This is a genomic window from Micromonospora sp. NPDC049171 (genome assembly GCF_040648275.1).
Classification (GTDB): domain Bacteria; phylum Actinomycetota; class Actinomycetes; order Mycobacteriales; family Micromonosporaceae; genus Micromonospora.
In genome coordinates this window covers 164931-180883 of the sequence record NZ_JBEZDJ010000010.1, presented here as the reverse complement: position 1 = coordinate 180883, position 15953 = coordinate 164931, and the positions used below count along the sequence as shown (strand labels likewise).

Genomic DNA, 15953 nt, shown 5'->3' with positions numbered 1-15953 from the left:
CGACCGGATCCACCATGCCTGTCATCTGCGTATCCCTCACTAGAAGAAGACGTTCAGCGGATTGGCCGACGTCTCGTCGGCGGCCAGCGGGCCCCGGCCGAGGCGGGCCGGCACGTCCCACAGCCGGCCGGGCCCGAGTCGGCGCCAGAAGTGCCGCAGCCCCGGCACGACGACCTTCACCACCGCCAGGTCGACGTCCGGACGGGACTGGTCGACGACGATGACCTCCAGGCCGGCCCGCTCCGCCCGGCGTACGCACCGGCGCACGTCGTCGCCGACATCGCCGGTGGTCAGCGCCGGGTGGTCCGCGGCGGTGCTGGCCGGCCGGGTGGGATCCGGGGCCAGCCACGGCTGGTCGGCCACCCGCACGGTGGTGAACCAGCGCGCGGTGTCCGGATCGTCGGCGCCGTACCGGTTGCGGGTGGAGGTGGGTCCGGCGACGGCGGGCAGGAACTGGTTCACCTCGGTGAGCGCCCGGGTCAGCGCGACCCGCGCGTCCAGGTGCGCGCCGAAGCCGACCAGGACGTCCTCCGGCCCCGCGTCGACCCGCCGGGACACCGCGGCGAACGTGGGTACGCCGAGGTCGGCGGTCAGGTCGAGGGCCCACAGCTCGCGGCCCAGGGCGGTGGCGTGGTGGTCGACGCAGGCGGCGGTCCACGGGTCGGCGAACGAGGCGAGGTCCACCCCGGGCATCCGGGAACGGTGGTACCACCACAGGGCCACGCTGTCGCGCTCCACGAGTTCGCAGAAGCCCTGCAGGATCGCCTCGGACCGGGTGCCGCCGGCCGCGCAGCCGTTCGAGTCGGCCGAGCACACCCCCAGCCCGGTCAGCTCCGGATGCCCGTACCAGCAGTGCGCGGCGGGCAACTCGCGCGGCGCCTGCCGGGTCAGCGACCAACCGGTGGTCCAGTCCAGCTCCACCTCGTCGGGCAGCGGGCGGGGAACGCGGTGCAGGTGGCCCAGGTCGCGGTTGAGCCGATCCCGGTCGGCGTACTGGCGTTCCGAGAACAGCAGCAACTCCCGCAGGTGGACCGCGCGGTCCGGACCGAGTTGCCGGTAGGTCGCCCGGTGCACGGGGCGGTCGCCGCGCCACACGCCGCAGTAGCGCTCCACCGCCTCGCCGACCGCGCTCATCCGGGCCTGCAGGTCGGTGCGGCCCTTGCCGCCGCTCTGCCCGCGCAGGTTGCGGCGCAACGCGGCGAGTTGGCGGGGCTGGGCGAAGTTGTGCCCGGCCGAGTAGGTGTGGGTGACGCCGTTGTCGGTCGCCTCCAGCGGTGTCAGCCGGCTCACCACGCCCAGGTACCGGCTGACGTGGTGCGCGAGCGCGGCGTACGCCTCGGCGGGTTCCCGGGTGCGGGAGTCCCCACCCCGACTGGGCTGGGTGCCGCTGGGTGGCAGGTCGATGCGGGGCTCGGCCTTACCGACGAGGTCCGGGTCGCCGCAGGCGGGGCACTGCGGCTGGCGTACCAGTTGGTGGCTCTCCGTGCTCAGGTCCCGGGTGTCCAGGGCGACCATCCGGCCGGTGAGGCGGGGTGACGTGCCCCGGACGGCCAGCACGGCGAGTTCGGCGGCGAGCAGCCCGGCGGCCGTGGTGGCCAGTCCGGGCAGGACCGCGCGGCCGGGCTGCGGTAGCGGATCCGTCAGGTCCTGCCCGTCGAGGAAGGCGTTCACCTGTTCGTTCTCCTGCCACCGTTGCCGCAGGCAGGCCCAACAGCCGGTGCGGCCCGGCACGAGGTGCGGGCCGAGGAAGACGACGTTGCCGTGTGGCCGGGCCAGGGTCCAGGCGCGATCGGCGGCCAGGTGGCGGTCGTTGATCAGGGCCAGCCGGGGGTCGAGCATCGACGACGGCAGCACCAGCACCTGGGTGCTCGGGTCGGGGTCTGTCGCGTCCGGCCCGACCACCGTCACGGCGAGCCCGAGGGCGCGCAGCGCGTCGGCGGTCTCGGCCACCCGGGGCGCCCCGAGGTCCACGATGGTCACCGGGCCGCCGGCCATCCACCGCTGTCCGGCCTCGGGCGGGACACCCCGGGCGTCCCAGCCGGCGGCCTCGGCCGGCGACGTGTGCGCCGGCCCGGACACCAGCAGGCCGTGGTCGCGCAGCCGGGCGAGGGCGGCGGCGACGGCGGCGACCGGGTGGCGGGTGGCCAGCCGGGCCACCACGTCGGCCAGCGGCGCGGCGCCGTCGAGCTGGCCGGCCAGGTCCGCGGTCACCGGGTCGTCGATGAGGAGGCTGCGGGTCTCCCCCAGCACCACGAGCGGGCCGTCGGGCAGCCGCACCGGCACGTAGTCGGATCGGAAGCGCGGACGCCACATGGTTCCTCCCGGGCCTGGTGGCCGGACCGCGGCACCGCCGGCCCCGCCGGCGATCACGGCTGCTGCCATCGTCGCGGTCGGTGGCGTCCGATCCGAGTGATGCCACCGGTTTCTGCCGTCGGCGGCACGGTGGACGCTCGACGGCCGGGTCAGCCGGCGGTGACGGTCAACGCGCTGTCGTTGAGCCCCAGCACCGTCGTGCCGCTGGTCTGCGCCGGCACGAGCAGCACGAAGGTCTCCACCCGGGTGACCCGGATCGACTTCCCCCGGATCGGGGTGCGGTGACCGGTGGCGATCAGGTCGGGGCTCTGCGGCACCATCTGGACGGTGGCCGGGCCGCCGGGCGCCGGGCGCAGCGTGTCGGTGGCGTGGATGGTCAGGAAGGTCAGCGTGCCGGTCGGCACCGCGACGGCGCAGTCCGACCACTCCGCCTTGTCCATCGTCCGCCGCACCGCCGCGCCGGCCCCGGCGAGCTGCTGCCCGTAGACCTCCCAACCGCCGGCGAACTGGCCGTCGAGCAGCGGGCTCGACGCGACCAGGGCCCGGTTGCCCGTCGTGGACCCGATGCTGCGGGCGAACACCTCGGCTTCGAGGGCCCGGCGGCTGGTCTCGTCCAGGGCGGTGCCGCCGGCCGTGGCTGGGCGGCCGTCGATGCTCCGGGCGACCACCAGCGACGGTTGGGTGACCTGCACGTTGTGGCTGAGCTGCCACTGGTTGTCGGCACCGCGCACGAACTGGCTGACGTCGGTGGGGGCCAGCTCCGAGCCGCTCAGTCGGAGAGTGGCCGTGACGAGGAAGCAGGTCGGGTCGCCGGGCGGCACCGCGAAGGCCGGGTTGATGTGCTGGAAGGACGGTTGTGGACGCTGGTTGTAGGCGGCCCGGCGCACCGCGGCGATGCTGAGGTCCAGCGAGGGCGAGACCTCCTGGGCCCGCAGCGCCTCGACGTCACCGGCCACCGAGGCGGCGGAGTCGGCCTGGTCGAAGGCGGTGAGCACCAGGGCGGCCCGGTCCCGACCGAAGGCGGCCGAACCCTGGGGTGCGGGGGTCGCCGCGTCCACCGGCTCGCCACCACAGCCGGCCAGCACGAGCAGCGCCAGCACGGCGGCGCCGATCGGCGTGGCCGGCACCGGCGCGGTGGGGGTACGCGGGCTCCTGACGGATCTTCTGCCCAGCATCTCGTCCTCCATCCACCACCGGTGCACGGGAGTCGCGCCCGATGCAGTCGAGTATGTGAGCGGCGCTCGGGCCACGACGGCGGCGGCGCGGCCTCGTGCTGCCCGCCCCGTCGACGTTGCACCGAACGACGTCATCCGGCCCGGGTCGCGGTCACCGATCGGTGTCATCGAGCCGAGCGACCCAGGCGACCAGAGCCGATCGGGAGGCGACGCCCGCCTTGCGGTAGATGCGGGTCAGGTGCGCCTCCACCGTGCGGGGGCTGATGTTCAGCTGCCGCCCGATCAGTCGGCTGGTGGCCCCGGTGGCTGCCAGCCGGGCGATGTGCCACTCCCGGTCGGTCAGGGCGGCGACCTCGCGCGGGCCGACCGGGCGGGCCAGTCGCAGGGCGACCCGTTCCGTCCCGCACCACCCGGCCAGCTCCAGCGCCCGGCGGCGGGCCCGCGCCGCCGGGCCGGTCTGCTCCGCGGCCTCTGCCGCCCGGGCCAGGGAGGCCAGCGCGAGGCTGCGCCGGAGCACCATCCCGCCGGCACGGAACAGGTCGGCCGCGGTCTCCAGGTGCGGCAGGGCCGCCACGGCCTCGCCGCGGGCGAGCAACACCTCGCCGTACGCCGACTCGGCGAAGCCCCGCTGCCCGGGGAGACCGACCTGCTCCGCCTCGGCCATCGCCAGCCGCGCCTGCCGTTCGGCGTCGGTCAGCTCGCCCGCGGCGAGCGCGGCGGCACAGAGCAGCTCGAACCACCGGGGTCGCAGGGTGGTCTGCAGACGGCTCAGCCGGCTGTCGCCGCCGGCCGAGCGCACCAACTCGGCGCAGGTCGCCGGGTCACCGGACAGCAGCGACGCGGTGGCCAGCGCCGTCGCGGCGGTACGACCGCACCAGGTGGTCAGATCGGTGGCGATGCCGGCGGCACTTCGGGCCAACGCCACCGCCCGGTCGTCGTCGCGCGGGCCACCACGCCACGCCGTCGCCTCCGCCTCGAACGCCAGGGCGAAGCTCAACAGGTGGTGGCTGCCGATGCGTCGGGCGACGATGCCCGCCTCGGTGGCCAGTCCGATGGCGGTGTTCAGTTGGCCGCCGTGGTAGGCCACCTGGCTGCGACCGAGCAGCAACTGGCACAGGCCGTCGTCGCGGTGCGCGGCGCGGACGAGCGTGACCCCTCGGTCGAGGTGTCGCACCGCGTCGGCTTGCCGTTCGAGGTACAACTCGGTCAGGCCGAGCGCGGTGAGGCAGTCGGGGTGGTCCCGCACGTCGGTGTCCGGCAGCGCGTCGATGATCCGGGCACCGGCATCGAGCAGGCCTCGGGCGTCGTCGAGTGCGCCCTCGTGTGCGGCGGCCAGACCGCGGACGGCCAGCAGGCCGGCCCGATCCGCGCCGGAGCCGCCGAGATCTGCGTGGAGCCCGTCGGGCAGCCCGGCCACCGGGTGGCCGGCCAGGATGCCGGCGACGCCGATCTCGGTGGCGAGGCGGTAGCCGCCGGTGGGTTCGGCTGCGGCTGGCAGGTCGGCCAGCTCGCGCCGGCTGATGGCCGCCGCCTCGGCGTAGTTGCCGAGCAGGCGTTCCACCCGCGCCCAGAGGGCTACCGCCTGCGCCCGTCGGCCCTGGGCGTCGGCGGGGAACAGCGGCACGATCTCCTGGAGCAGGGCCCGGCTCTCGGCCAGGTCGCCCGCCTCCCCGGTGATCTGGGCCAACGCGAGTGACACGTCCTGGCGGCGCTGCGCCAGACCGGCCGTCGGCCGCAGCGCCCGCAACGCCAGCCGTAGCCAGCGGATGGCCAGGTCCGGAGTCTCGCGTCGGACCTCCTGTGCGGCCCGGCAGAGCACGTTGACGCAGCGGTCGGCCCAGCGGCCGTTCGGCAGGGCGAGCAGGCGCTCCGCGTAGCGGGCCAGGTCCGCGGGCGGCGCGCCCAGCTCGACCAACGCGCCCAGCGCCCGCGCACACGCCTCCACCTGCCACGCCGGGTCGGTGTCCTGGGCGACCGCCATGCGCAGCACCGGGTGCCGGAAGGCGAACCGCCCGGTGCCGGGGACGCGGCGGATCAGGTCGAGCCGGGCCAGCCGCCAGCCGGCCTCGACCGCCAGGGCCACCGGGACCTGCGCGACCTCGGCGAGCAGGTCCGCGGCGAAGGGCGCATCGACGATCGCCCCGGCGCGCAGGCAGGCCAGCTCGACGGGGGGCAGGCCGGCCCACTCACGTCGCAGCACGGCCACCGCCGCGTCGGACAGCCGGGCGCCCGGTGCCGCACGGATCGGTTCGGCGCCGTTGGAGGTGGCATCGCCCGGCAGCGCCGCCAGGTAACCGGGGTTTCCGCCGCTCACGTCGTAGCGGGCGCGTAGTTCCACCTGGTCGACGTAGGGGTGCAGCAGCGCGACCTCGGCGAGGCCGAGCGGGCGGAGCTCGATCCGGTCGTGTGACGTCGGCGCGGCATCGGCGTCCTCGCCCGGATCCGGTGGACCGAACGGCATCGGAGTCGCCATCTGCCGGGGGCGGTAGACGAGCACGAGCAGCAGCGGGGCCGGCACCGGATACCGCAGGAGGTGGGTGATCAGACCGGCGGAGGAGGCGTCCGCCCAGTGCAGGTCGTCGAGGACGAGCACCAGACCGTCCCGGGCCGCCAGGCCGATCAGCCGGCGGGCCGACTGGTAGGTCCGGAACCGTCGGGCGTCCGACGCCCGCGCCGGCGCGGGTGGCACCTCGGCGGCGGACTCGGCCCAGGTCTGCCCGGTGGACCGTCCGGAACGCAGCCCGCGTCGGGGGGCCTGCCCCGCCGTGAGGGCGTGTCGGAACACGTGGAAGGGAACGCCTCGCTCGTCGGGCGAGCAGGTCCCGATCGCCCACGGGACGGTGGGGACACTGCGTTCCAGGGCCTCGTGGACGAACCGGGTCTTGCCGATGCCCGGCTCCCCCACCACCTCGCAAACCATTTGCCAGCCACGGCTCAGCACGGTGGCCTGGGCTCTCTCGATACGCGCCAACTGTGGTCGCCGCCCAACGAAGCACGGGTCTTTCGACGCATTTTCCAGCCCAGTTGTCATCACGCAGATCAGACGCTTTCCGGCGCACTCAAAGGGATTGCTCGCACTATACCGGAGCACCGGCAAATGTCGAATATGCAGAAGTGACCAGCTCTTGCCCACCAACCGGCATGGGCACACAAGCATTACCCGGCAGCACACCACAATTCGTTGAAAGGGACCGGTCGCCCGAAGGCTGGAACGATATCCCGGAAACCCATTAAATCACCCCGCAGCCAACGTTCCGAGACACCATCAGCCGACTTGGAACGCGCCACTGGGTTTGTGTTTGGTGTCGACATGAACCATGGACAACGCCCTTGCGCTGCTCGGGCCAGGACACCCGGCTGATTGCCAGACGGCAGCTCACCTGATATCACCGCAGTCACCAGCGCCTATACAAAACAACCTGGGTGATTATCTCAACTGGCGGGAAGGCGCACCGGCTGCCGCAGACCAGCGACGACCTCCGGGCTCGACGCGCAGGCGTCGGCGACCGTGGCGCGTCGGCTGCCGCGCTCGTCGCCGCGCCGCTCACCCCGTGCCGGCACCGCGCTCAGAAGCCTCGAAAGACACCGTCCGGATCGGCGGCCCGCGCGAACTCGAAGAAGTCCATGTTCGCGATCGACAGGTTGTTCTCGATCGCCTGGACCTGCCGGGGCAGCGCCCGGAACGGACCCGTCTCGTCACCTTCGTTCAGATTGACCACGAGCAGTGGATGCTCCGGCAGCGAGACGGTGACGGCGTCGACGACGAAGACCACCGGGTGCCGGTACTCCTGCGGGTAGGCGCGGGGGTAGCCGGCCGCGATCGCCGTGTCGTCGAGGCCGGTCAGCTCACGGTCCTCGACGAACTCGACATCGGCCAGGAAGCCCTCCGGCGTGGGGTTGACGATCTCGGCTCTGAGCCGCTCCCACCCGCCGTCGTCGCGGAAGTCCGCACGAACGACCGGAACGCTGAACGTCGCTGGCAGTCTGGCCATCGGCGAAGCGTAACGAAATCCTAGCCGGCCGAGACGGAGACGTGGGCGGTGACGATCCGCCAACCGACGGGCAGGCGTACCCAGGTCTGGGTCTGCCGCCCGGTGGCGGCGGTGCCGGCGTACCCGAATCGGGTCGTCACGACCGCCAGGTCCGGCCCGAACGTGGTGACCACCGGGTCGACCAGCCGGCGACCGGCCGGCAGTGGTGGCTGTGCGGCCCGCCACTTGCGCTGCTCGTCCAACCCGTACTGATGGTCGGCGAGGCCGAAGCGCACGGTCTGGTCGGAGTCCCAGAAGTATCCGCAGATCTCCTCGGCGTCGCCGTCGGCCAACGCCCGCTCGTAGGCGGCGAAGGCCGCCGTCACCTCGGCGACCACGTCCGTCCGGTCGATCTCCATGCGGTACGTCCCTTCGATCCGGTGGGTCGGGAACCGGCCGGCCCGGTCGGTGACCGTGACACCTCCGACCGGGCCGGCCGGCTCAGCCGCTCAGCGCCGACGTCCGCCGCTCGCCGTCGGCCCGCTCGGTGCCGACGTCAGCCGGACCGTGCTCCCGGTCCAGTGCGGCCTCCTCCGGGTCCGGCTCGCGGGGTGTGGGGCGACCCAGCGCGAAGATTCCGCAGATCACCGCGACGAAGAGGTAGCCGAGTGCCACCTGACCGTTGGCGTTCCACTCGATCCGCTCACCGTGGATCAGCCCGACGAATGACAGCACCGCGCCGGTGCCGGCGAAGATCGCGGCCCGGACGAACCGTTTGTCGATGATGAAGACCACCACCGCGCCGAGCACCAGGCCGGCGAGGATCGCTCCCTGACCGAGCACCAGCAGCCCGTCGTAGATCACACCCGCGCCGTTGAGCGCGTCGTCGCCGACCGCGGCGGCGGTGGTGCCGGCCGCCGCCAGCGCGTTGTCGATCTGCCCGGTCGCCCAGGCCGCGATGTTCGGGATCAGCGCGGCGACCACGGCGGCGGCGTGCGCCCGGGGGGTCGCCTGGAACGCCTGCGCCCCGATCAGCAACCCGATGTAGAGCAGGATCGGCACGATGGCCGCCGTCGGGAAGATCGCGCCGAGCAGCCCGAACATGCCGAGGAAGCAGAGCACCGCGATCACCACACCGGTCGCCATCGAGTAGCCGCTGCGGCCACCGGCCGCCTTCCAACCCGGGTGTCCGACATAGACGGCCGGCGGGAAGGGCGAGCCGAGCGCGGCCCCGATCACCGCGCCCGCGCCGTCGGCCAGCAGCACGCTACGCAGGTTGTAGTTGTCGCCCGCGGTGGCGGCGCTCTCCACGTTGGTCATGCCCTCGGTGAAGTTGTAGACACCGAGCGGGATCGCCGTCGCCAGCAGCGGGGCCATGTCGGTCAGCCCGCTGACGAGCAGGTCCAGCTTGAACGAGGGTACGGCGATCGCGATGTCCCGGGCGGCGGCCGTGACGTCCGGCACCGACATCGCACCGCCGGCCCAGCCGATCGCGGTGCCGAGCAGCAGTGCGGCGAGCCCGATCGGGAAGTTGAACGGCAGTTTCACGTCGGTGAGCAGACCGATCAGCAGCAGCGCGAAGACCGGTAGGGCCACCCAGGCCATCCGCCACATCTGCCCGGCCGGGTTCATCGAGATGAACGTGATGGAGATGCCCGCGAGGGTGCCGAGCAGCGCGGCCCGGGGCGCGTACCGGCGGATGTACGGCCCGACGAACGCGCCGATCAGCACGATCACGCCGATGATGAAGGCCCACGCCAGCCCGGCCTCCCAGGCCCGGACGGGATCCTGGGTACGCAGGTAGATCGGCAGCATGATGACGAAGATGACGATGAACATGTGCGGCACGCTCGGCCCGTACGGCAGGGCCGTCACGTCGGTGCGGTGCTCCCGGCGGGCCAGCCGACGGGCCAGGTAGGTGTAGTAGATGTTGCCGGCGACCAGGGCGATACCCAGCGCCGGCAGAATGGTGCCGAACACCTCCCCCTCGGGAAGGTTCACCACGGCGAGGCAGAGCCCGGTCAGGGTGAGCACGTTGACCAGGACGTTGACGCCGAAGCCGAAGAACGCGTTGGTGTCGCCGCGCACCCAGTACGGGAGCGGGGCGACGGTGGGCTTGGTCGAGACCATGGCTGCTCCCGGTCAGGAAGAGGGTTGCAACACGGTGGTGGTGGGCAGCACGGCGCGGAGCTGCGCCGAGTCGGCGACCCACCCGAAGATCCCGCCCTGGGCGGCGATCATGTCGAGGCCGACCCGCTGGAACTCGGGGAAGTAGGACCCGACGCAGTCGGCGAGCACGAGGCACTCGTACCCGCGGTCGTTGGCCTCCCGGACGGTCGTGTGCACGCACACCTCGGTGGTGACCCCGGTGACCAGGAGACTGCGGACGCCCCGCTCGACGAGCAGGCCGTCCAGTTCGGTGGCGTAGAAGGCACCCTTGCCGGGCTTGTCGATGACCGGCTCGTCGGGCAGCGGGGCCAGCTCGTCGATGATGTCGTGGCCGTACTCGCCGCGGATGAGGATCCGGCCCTTGGGGCCGAGGTCACCGATCCGCCTGCTGGGCGCTCCGCGGCTGAGTTTGGCCGGCGGGCAGTCGGACAGGTCGGGCAGGTGCCCCTCGCGGGTGTGCACGATGCTCAGGCCGACGGCGCGGGCGTCGGCCAGCAGCGCCGCGAGCGGCGGGATGGTGCGGCGCAGCTGACCGACGTCGTTGCCCAGGCTCGCGCCGAACCCGCCGGGCTCCAGGAAGTCGCGCTGCATGTCGATGACGAGCAGCGCCGTGGTCGAGAGGTCGAAGGTGTACGGGCCGGGCCGTGCGGCGGGGATGGTCAACATGGGCGCACCTCACTGGGCCGTGGCGGCGATGACGTCGTCGGATGTGGTGACGCAGCCGAAGACGCCGCCCTGCATGGTGACCATGTGCAGTGCCGCGTCGTGGTTGGCCTTGTCGGTGGCGCCGGTGCAGTCGGAGAGGATCAGGCACTCGTACCCCCGGTCGTTCGCCTCGCGCATCGTGGTGTGCACGCAGACGTCGGTGGTGATGCCGGTGAGGATCAGGTGGGTGATGCCCCGGGTGCGCAGCACCAGGTCGAGGTTGGTGGCGTAGAATGCGCCCTTGCCCGGCTTGTCGATGATCACCTCGCCGGCCACCGGGGCGACCTCGGGCACGATCTCCCAGCCCGGCTCGCCCCTGATCAGGATCCGGCCGGCCGGACCGGCGGTGCCGATCTCGGCGCCGATGCGCGCCGAGCGCCACCGCTTGTTCGCCGGCAGGTCCGACAGTTGCGGGTCGTGCCCCTCCCGGGTGTGCACGACGAGCATGCCGAGTGATCGGGCGTGCTCCAGCAGCCGGGCGGTGGCCGGCAGGCCGGCCCGGGTGAGGCCGATGTCGTAACCCATCGCGTCGACGTAGCCGCCCGGCCCGCAGAAGTCGGTCTGCCAGTCGATACAGAGCAGTGCGGTGCGCGCGGTGTCCGCCGCGCCGTCGTACGGCCACGGGTAGGGGTTGGCCGGTACCGGCCCGATGCTGCCCATCCTCTCGCCTCCTGTCGTGATCGCTGGTGCTGGCGCGTCAGCGCCGCGCGGCGGCGTGCCGGTAGGCCCGCCACCCACCGGTGGCGCTGATGTCCTCGGCCGGTGGGCCGGCGGCGTACGCCTCGCAGAGGAAACCGAGCACGTCGCGCCCGTCGTCGAGCCGGATCCAGCCGAGCGAGAGGGGGGCCGGGACCCCGGCCAGCAACCCGCCGACCGCGGAGCCGGGCAGTCGCCACAGCTCGACCTCGATCGGATGGCCCGCCGGCCCGTCCGGCGCCATCCGGACCAGCCCGGGCAGTCCCTCGCCGTCGGGCGTGTCCATCCGGAAGAGCCGGTAGAGCGGCGCGGTGCGGGCGGTGTCGACGAGGGCGGCACCGTGCCCGACCAGCTCACCGTTGCGGGACTCGCCCGTCAGGTGTCGGCCCACCACGGCGATCAGCAGGTCCGCCGGACGCTGCGCCGGTGGTGGGCTGGCCTCGACCACTCGGGTCGGTGCGCCGCCGTCGGTGAGGGCGGCGGCCAGTCGGGCCAGTGTGGTGTCGGTGAACGCCGGGCCGAGGAGGGTCAGGCTCGCCGGGCGGCCGGTGCTGGTGAATCCGTTGGGCACGGTCACGGCGGCCAGGTCGAGCAGGTTCGCGAACTGGGTGTAACGGCCGAGCATGGCGTTGCGCCCGATCGGATCCTCGGCGATCTCGTCGAGCGTGAACGTGGTGCCGACGGTGGGTACGACCAGCACGTCGATGTCCTGCCAGAGCTCGTCGACCTGTGCTCGCAGCTCGCGCAGGCGGTGCTGGCCCCGGAAGGCGTCGATCGCGTCGTAGCGCCGGCCGGTCTCCAGCACGGCCCGGGTGACCGCGAGGACCGAGTCGGGATGCGACCGCAGGAAGCCGTCCAGCGCGACCAGCCGCTCGGCCACCCAGGGCCCCTGGTACAGCAGGTCGCCGGCCTCGAAGAAGTCACCGAGCGGCACGGACCGAGTGGAGCCGACGAAGGTGCGCAGCCGCTGCACTCCCGCGACGAACCGGGTCTCCTGCCCGGCGTCGCCGAAGAACTCGAGGTCTTCTGCCCGGGGCACCCCGAGGCGTAGCGTCCCCGGCATGCGGGCCACCACCCGCTCCGTCGGCAGCGGACGCCCCCAGGGGTCGGCCGCCGTGACGCCACGGGCCGCGTGCAACACCTCGACGGCACCGGCGACGTCGGCGGCGAAGACCGACACGCAGTCCAGCGAGCGGCAGGCCGGGACCACGCCGGCCGCGCTGAGCAGACCCGGGGTGGGCTTGAGGCCGACGATCCCGTTCAGCGCCGCCGGCACCCGGCCGGAGCCGGCGGTGTCCGTACCCAGGGCGAAGCTGACCTGGCCGGCGGCGACCGCGACCGCCGAGCCGGAGCTGGAGCCGCCGGAGATCAGCCCGCCGCCGAAGACGCTCGGGCAGCTGCCGTACGGCGAGCGCGCGCCGGTCAGGCCGGTGGCGAACTGGTCGAGGTTGGTCTTGCCGACGAGCATCGCGCCGGCGTCGAGCAGCCGGCGCACCACAGGTGCGTCCTCAGCGGCCCGGTACCCGAAGTCGGGGCAGCCGGCGGTGGTGATCATGCCGGCCACGTCGATGTTGTCCTTGACCGCGAACGGGATCCCGTACAGCGGCAGCGCGGGATCACCGTGGCGGGTCAGCGACTCGGCACGGGCGCGCAGGCGGTCGGCCGGGACGGTGCTGATCCAGACCGGCCCGCCGTCCCGCCCGGCGAGTCCGTCCAGGACACGCTCGGCCTGGCCCGCCGGGGTCAGGCTGCCGTCGCGGTACGCCGACCGAAGCTCCGAGATGGACCCTACTGGCTCTGGCATACAGTCGATTGTCGACTGAACTGTTACGGGAACCAGCGCGCTGTGTAACGACGACATGACGGCACTCCGGCCGCCCCGCCCCCTAACCGAGGTACGAGCGCGCACCGTGCCCGGCGAGGACGGTGAGCACCTCCTCCGGGTCTCCCCCGGCGACCGCCTCGAACAGCCGCTCATGCCGGTGGACCCCGTCCAACGGCTGCGCCAGCTCCGCCTCCCGGCGCAGGTTGATCGCCATGTAGAGCTGCAACTTCACCAGGATCGACCCGTACACGGCGGAGAGCTGCCGATTGCCGGCGAGCGCCACCAGCGCGACGTGGAACTCCCGGTGCGACTCGGCGACCGCCATCCGGTCGCCGGCCCGGGTCGCCTCCCGCATCTGGTCCAGGGTCGCCCGCAACCCGGCCAGGTCGCTGTCCCGGCCGACCGGGATCCCGGCGCGCACCGAGAACTGCTCCAGGACGTCCCGCAGCTCGTACAGCTCCCGCACGTCGCGGTCCGACAGGGTGGCCACCCGGACCCCCCGCCGCGGCACGTGCTCGACCAAACCCTGCTGGGCCAGCAGCCGCAGGGCCTCCCGCAACGGAGCCCGGCTGATCCCCAGCCGCCGGGTCAACTGCTCCTCCACCAGGCGTTCGCCCGGATCGCTCTTGCCGCTGAGGATTTCCCGGGTCAGCCGAGAGACGGCGAGGTCCACCAGACTGACACTCTCCAGCTCACCATCCACCGACGATGCGGCCACGTCGTTCACGCCGATGAGTCTGCCACCGACAGACATCGCGTCGACCACGGCTCCGGCCCCGGGCCGCCCAACCACGCGGGCGACCCGCGGCGGAACCTCAGGTCGCAATGCCACAGTGCGGGCGTTGATCATGAGGTTGTAGCCGCGACACGCCGTGGCGCATGACAACAACCTCATGATCAACCAGGCGACTCGCGTCCGTCGTCGGTCACCCGTCGCCGGCGGCGCGGTGACGATCGGCCTCGCCGACAATCTCCCCGCCGGAGTCGGCGCCCGCCCCGTCGTCGTCGATGAGCTGTTCGGGGGCGGCCACTGCAAACGGTACGTACCTGGGCTCGGTCATCTCGTCCTCCTCCGGGGTTTCGGTGTGCCTCTCTACCGCTACCCCGAGGAGCGCTCGACACAACCTCGACCACACCGCCGAGTTATGACCGACGTCGATCGCTCGGCGCCGGGCGCGCCAACCACCGGAGGGCCTCGTCCCCGTGCCCTGACCTGGGGATTCGGACCGGCCGGGGCCTCCTGGGTCAGCGGTCCACACTGTCGGTTGGTGCCGCGTCGCCGTCCGACGTCATACGTCAGACGATGATGCTAATCTATTTCGGCGCGGTAAACGGATCTCGACTGCGGAAGGATCACGATGCCATCGGATCGGTCGACAGTCGACTCCGCGTCGCCCGTCCCTGCCCGCACGGACGTCCGCACCGCGTCAGCCACGCCGTCCCCTGCTGGCCGCCGTCCCGACAACCACAACGGGACGTCCGTCCAGCCGCGTGTCGCCGACGCGAATCGGACGCCGCACATCGTCAACAACGCAAACCCAAGGAGGTTTGACTGTGCCACTTCGTAAACTCGCCACCCCCTGGATAGGGGCGGCCATGGCCGCCATGATGCTCGTCGCCGTCGGGGCGTACGTCATCATGACCGGCGCGTCGGCGTCCGCGGCCAGCACCGCCGGCTGCGGCAAGGCGCCCGGACTGAACAGCGGCACCCACACCATCCAGAGCAGCGGAAAGACCCGCAGCTTCATCCTTCGGCTGCCCGACAACTACAACAACACCTATGCCCACCGGTTGGCCTTCGGGTTCCACTGGTTGGGTGGCACCGCCAGCCAGGTCGCGAGCGGCGGCACCGACGGAGCCCCGTGGGCCTACTACGGCATGCTCTCCCAGGCGAACAACACGACGATCTTCGTCGCGCCGCAGGGCATCGGCAACGGCTGGGGCAACTCCAACGGTGAGGACGTGACCTTCACCGACGACATGATCCGCATGATCGACAACGCGCTCTGTGTGGACACCACCCAACGCTTCTCGGTCGGGTTCAGCTACGGCGGCGCGATGAGCTACTCGTTGGCGTGTTCCCGGCCGACGGTGTTCCGTGCGGTCGCGGCAATCGCGGCCCCCGGGGCGATCAGCGGATGCAGCGGCGGCACCCAGCCCGTGGCGTACCTGGGGATCCACGGCATCAACGACAACATCGCGAGCGGACGGTCGCTGCGCGACAGGTTCGTCCGTAACAACGGTTGTGCCGCGCAGAACCCGCCCGAGCCGAGGGCGGGCAGCCTGACCCACATCACCACCGCCTACTCCTGCCGGGCCGGATACCCGGTCCTCTGGGCCGCGTTCGACGGCGGCCACCAGCAGGGCCCGGTCGACGGGTGTGCCGGCTGTGAGAGCGGCGCGCGGAGCTGGGTCAAGCAGGAGGTGTGGGGGTTCTTCAGCCAGTTCGGGTCCACCCAGCCCACCAGCGCACCGCCCACCACCACGCCGCCGCCGTCGAGCCCGCCGCCGGGTGGTCAGCAGAACGTGCTGATCGCGGGTAACCAGTCCGGGCGATGCATCGACGTCCCCGGTTCCAGCACCACAAACGGGGCTCGCCCGGCGCTGTGGGACTGTCACGGTCGCACCAACCAGCGCTGGACCCACACCTCCAACCGCGCCCTGACCGTCTACGGCAACAAGTGTCTGGACGCCAGCGGGGCGGGCACCAGCAACGGCACCGCTGTCATCATCTGGGACTGCAACGGCCAGGCCAACCAGCAGTGGAACCTGAACTCCAACGGCACCATCACCTCTGCCCAGTCGGGGCTCTGCCTCGACGCCGTCAACTCCGGCACGGCCAACGGAACGCAACTGCACCTCTGGGCCTGCCAAGGCAGCGCCAACCAGCAGTGGAGCACGCGCGCCTAGTGCCGCATCCGGCCTCTGCCGAAGACGCGCCGCCCGGGTCCCATCCCGGGCGGCGCGTCGCCGTCCGGCGTGCGAAAACCCCCCCCCCCCCCCCCCCCCCCCCCAACCCCCCCCCCCCCCCCCCAAAAAAAAAAAAAAAAAATAATACGACCCCCACCCGCCGGGCAACAAACCAAAAGAAAAAGATAC

Annotated in this window: 12 protein-coding genes; 1 reads left to right on the top strand and 11 read right to left on the bottom strand. The window is 72.4% G+C overall.

The window, feature by feature from the left end; genetic code table 11:
* Positions 1–39: 39 nt before the first annotated feature.
* The 11 genes from AB0B14_RS15220 to AB0B14_RS15170 form a co-directional block, all read right to left on the bottom strand.
* Positions 40–2313, bottom strand: a complete 2274-nt coding sequence (locus AB0B14_RS15220) for a TOMM precursor leader peptide-binding protein (RefSeq protein ID WP_357522780.1) — start codon at positions 2311–2313, stop codon at positions 40–42.
* 149 nt (positions 2314–2462) lie between these two features.
* Positions 2463–3488 (bottom strand): hypothetical protein, encoded by a 1026-nt coding sequence (locus AB0B14_RS15215; RefSeq protein ID WP_357079258.1) that lies wholly within the window; start codon positions 3486–3488, stop codon positions 2463–2465.
* 151 nt (positions 3489–3639) lie between these two features.
* Positions 3640–6519: an AAA family ATPase gene (locus AB0B14_RS15210; protein ID WP_357522779.1), complete on the bottom strand. Its 2880-nt coding sequence runs from the start codon at positions 6517–6519 to the stop codon at positions 3640–3642.
* Between the two features lie 535 nt (positions 6520–7054).
* On the bottom strand, positions 7055–7480 hold the full coding sequence (locus AB0B14_RS15205) for a hypothetical protein (RefSeq protein ID WP_357522778.1): 426 nt from the start codon (positions 7478–7480) through the stop codon (positions 7055–7057).
* 20 nt (positions 7481–7500) lie between these two features.
* Complete coding sequence (locus AB0B14_RS15200; protein WP_357079267.1) at positions 7501–7878, bottom strand: AtzH-like domain-containing protein; 378 nt, start codon at positions 7876–7878, stop codon at positions 7501–7503.
* An 82-nt stretch (positions 7879–7960) separates the two neighbouring features.
* Entirely contained in the window at positions 7961–9589 is a 1629-nt protein-coding gene (locus tag AB0B14_RS15195) for a regulator (RefSeq protein WP_357522777.1), read from the bottom strand.
* 12 nt (positions 9590–9601) lie between these two features.
* Positions 9602–10294 carry a cysteine hydrolase gene (locus tag AB0B14_RS15190; protein WP_357079273.1) on the bottom strand — a complete coding sequence of 231 codons (693 nt, stop codon included), beginning with the start codon at positions 10292–10294 and terminating at the stop codon, positions 9602–9604.
* A 9-nt stretch (positions 10295–10303) separates the two neighbouring features.
* Positions 10304–10993, bottom strand: a complete 690-nt coding sequence (locus tag AB0B14_RS15185) for an isochorismatase family cysteine hydrolase (protein ID WP_357079276.1) — start codon at positions 10991–10993, stop codon at positions 10304–10306.
* A gap of 37 nt (positions 10994–11030) precedes the next feature.
* Positions 11031–12833, bottom strand: coding sequence for an allophanate hydrolase (gene atzF / locus AB0B14_RS15180; RefSeq protein ID WP_357522776.1), 1803 nt, complete (start codon positions 12831–12833; stop codon positions 11031–11033).
* An 82-nt stretch (positions 12834–12915) separates the two neighbouring features.
* Positions 12916–13581, bottom strand: coding sequence for a GntR family transcriptional regulator (locus AB0B14_RS15175; RefSeq protein WP_357079282.1), 666 nt, complete (start codon positions 13579–13581; stop codon positions 12916–12918).
* A 199-nt stretch (positions 13582–13780) separates the two neighbouring features.
* Positions 13781–13915, bottom strand: a complete 135-nt coding sequence (locus tag AB0B14_RS15170) for a hypothetical protein (protein WP_357522775.1) — start codon at positions 13913–13915, stop codon at positions 13781–13783.
* 544 nt (positions 13916–14459) lie between these two features.
* Here AB0B14_RS15170 and AB0B14_RS15165 point away from each other — a divergent pair.
* The gene (locus tag AB0B14_RS15165) at positions 14460–15764 is read left to right on the top strand and encodes a ricin-type beta-trefoil lectin domain protein (protein ID WP_357522810.1); all 1305 of its coding nucleotides are present in this window, start codon (positions 14460–14462) and stop codon (positions 15762–15764) included.
* Positions 15765–15953 lie beyond the last annotated feature (189 nt).

What these genes read in the sequence shown, in the direction of transcription:
- AB0B14_RS15220 (WP_357522780.1), bottom strand. Translation starts at nt 2,313, where the DNA reads ATGTGGCGTCCGCGCTTCCGATCCGACTACGTGCCGGTGCGGCTGCCC.
- AB0B14_RS15215 (WP_357079258.1), bottom strand. Translation starts at nt 3,488, where the DNA reads ATGCTGGGCAGAAGATCCGTCAGGAGCCCGCGTACCCCCACCGCGCCG.
- AB0B14_RS15210 (WP_357522779.1), bottom strand. Translation starts at nt 6,519, where the DNA reads ATGACAACTGGGCTGGAAAATGCGTCGAAAGACCCGTGCTTCGTTGGG.
- AB0B14_RS15205 (WP_357522778.1), bottom strand. Translation starts at nt 7,480, where the DNA reads ATGGCCAGACTGCCAGCGACGTTCAGCGTTCCGGTCGTTCGTGCGGAC.
- AB0B14_RS15200 (WP_357079267.1), bottom strand. Translation starts at nt 7,878, where the DNA reads ATGGAGATCGACCGGACGGACGTGGTCGCCGAGGTGACGGCGGCCTTC.
- AB0B14_RS15195 (WP_357522777.1), bottom strand. Translation starts at nt 9,589, where the DNA reads ATGGTCTCGACCAAGCCCACCGTCGCCCCGCTCCCGTACTGGGTGCGC.
- AB0B14_RS15190 (WP_357079273.1), bottom strand. Translation starts at nt 10,294, where the DNA reads ATGTTGACCATCCCCGCCGCACGGCCCGGCCCGTACACCTTCGACCTC.
- AB0B14_RS15185 (WP_357079276.1), bottom strand. Translation starts at nt 10,993, where the DNA reads ATGGGCAGCATCGGGCCGGTACCGGCCAACCCCTACCCGTGGCCGTAC.
- atzF (WP_357522776.1), bottom strand. Translation starts at nt 12,833, where the DNA reads ATGCCAGAGCCAGTAGGGTCCATCTCGGAGCTTCGGTCGGCGTACCGC.
- AB0B14_RS15170 (WP_357522775.1), bottom strand. Translation starts at nt 13,915, where the DNA reads ATGACCGAGCCCAGGTACGTACCGTTTGCAGTGGCCGCCCCCGAACAG.
- AB0B14_RS15165 (WP_357522810.1), top strand. Translation starts at nt 14,460, where the DNA reads ATGATGCTCGTCGCCGTCGGGGCGTACGTCATCATGACCGGCGCGTCG.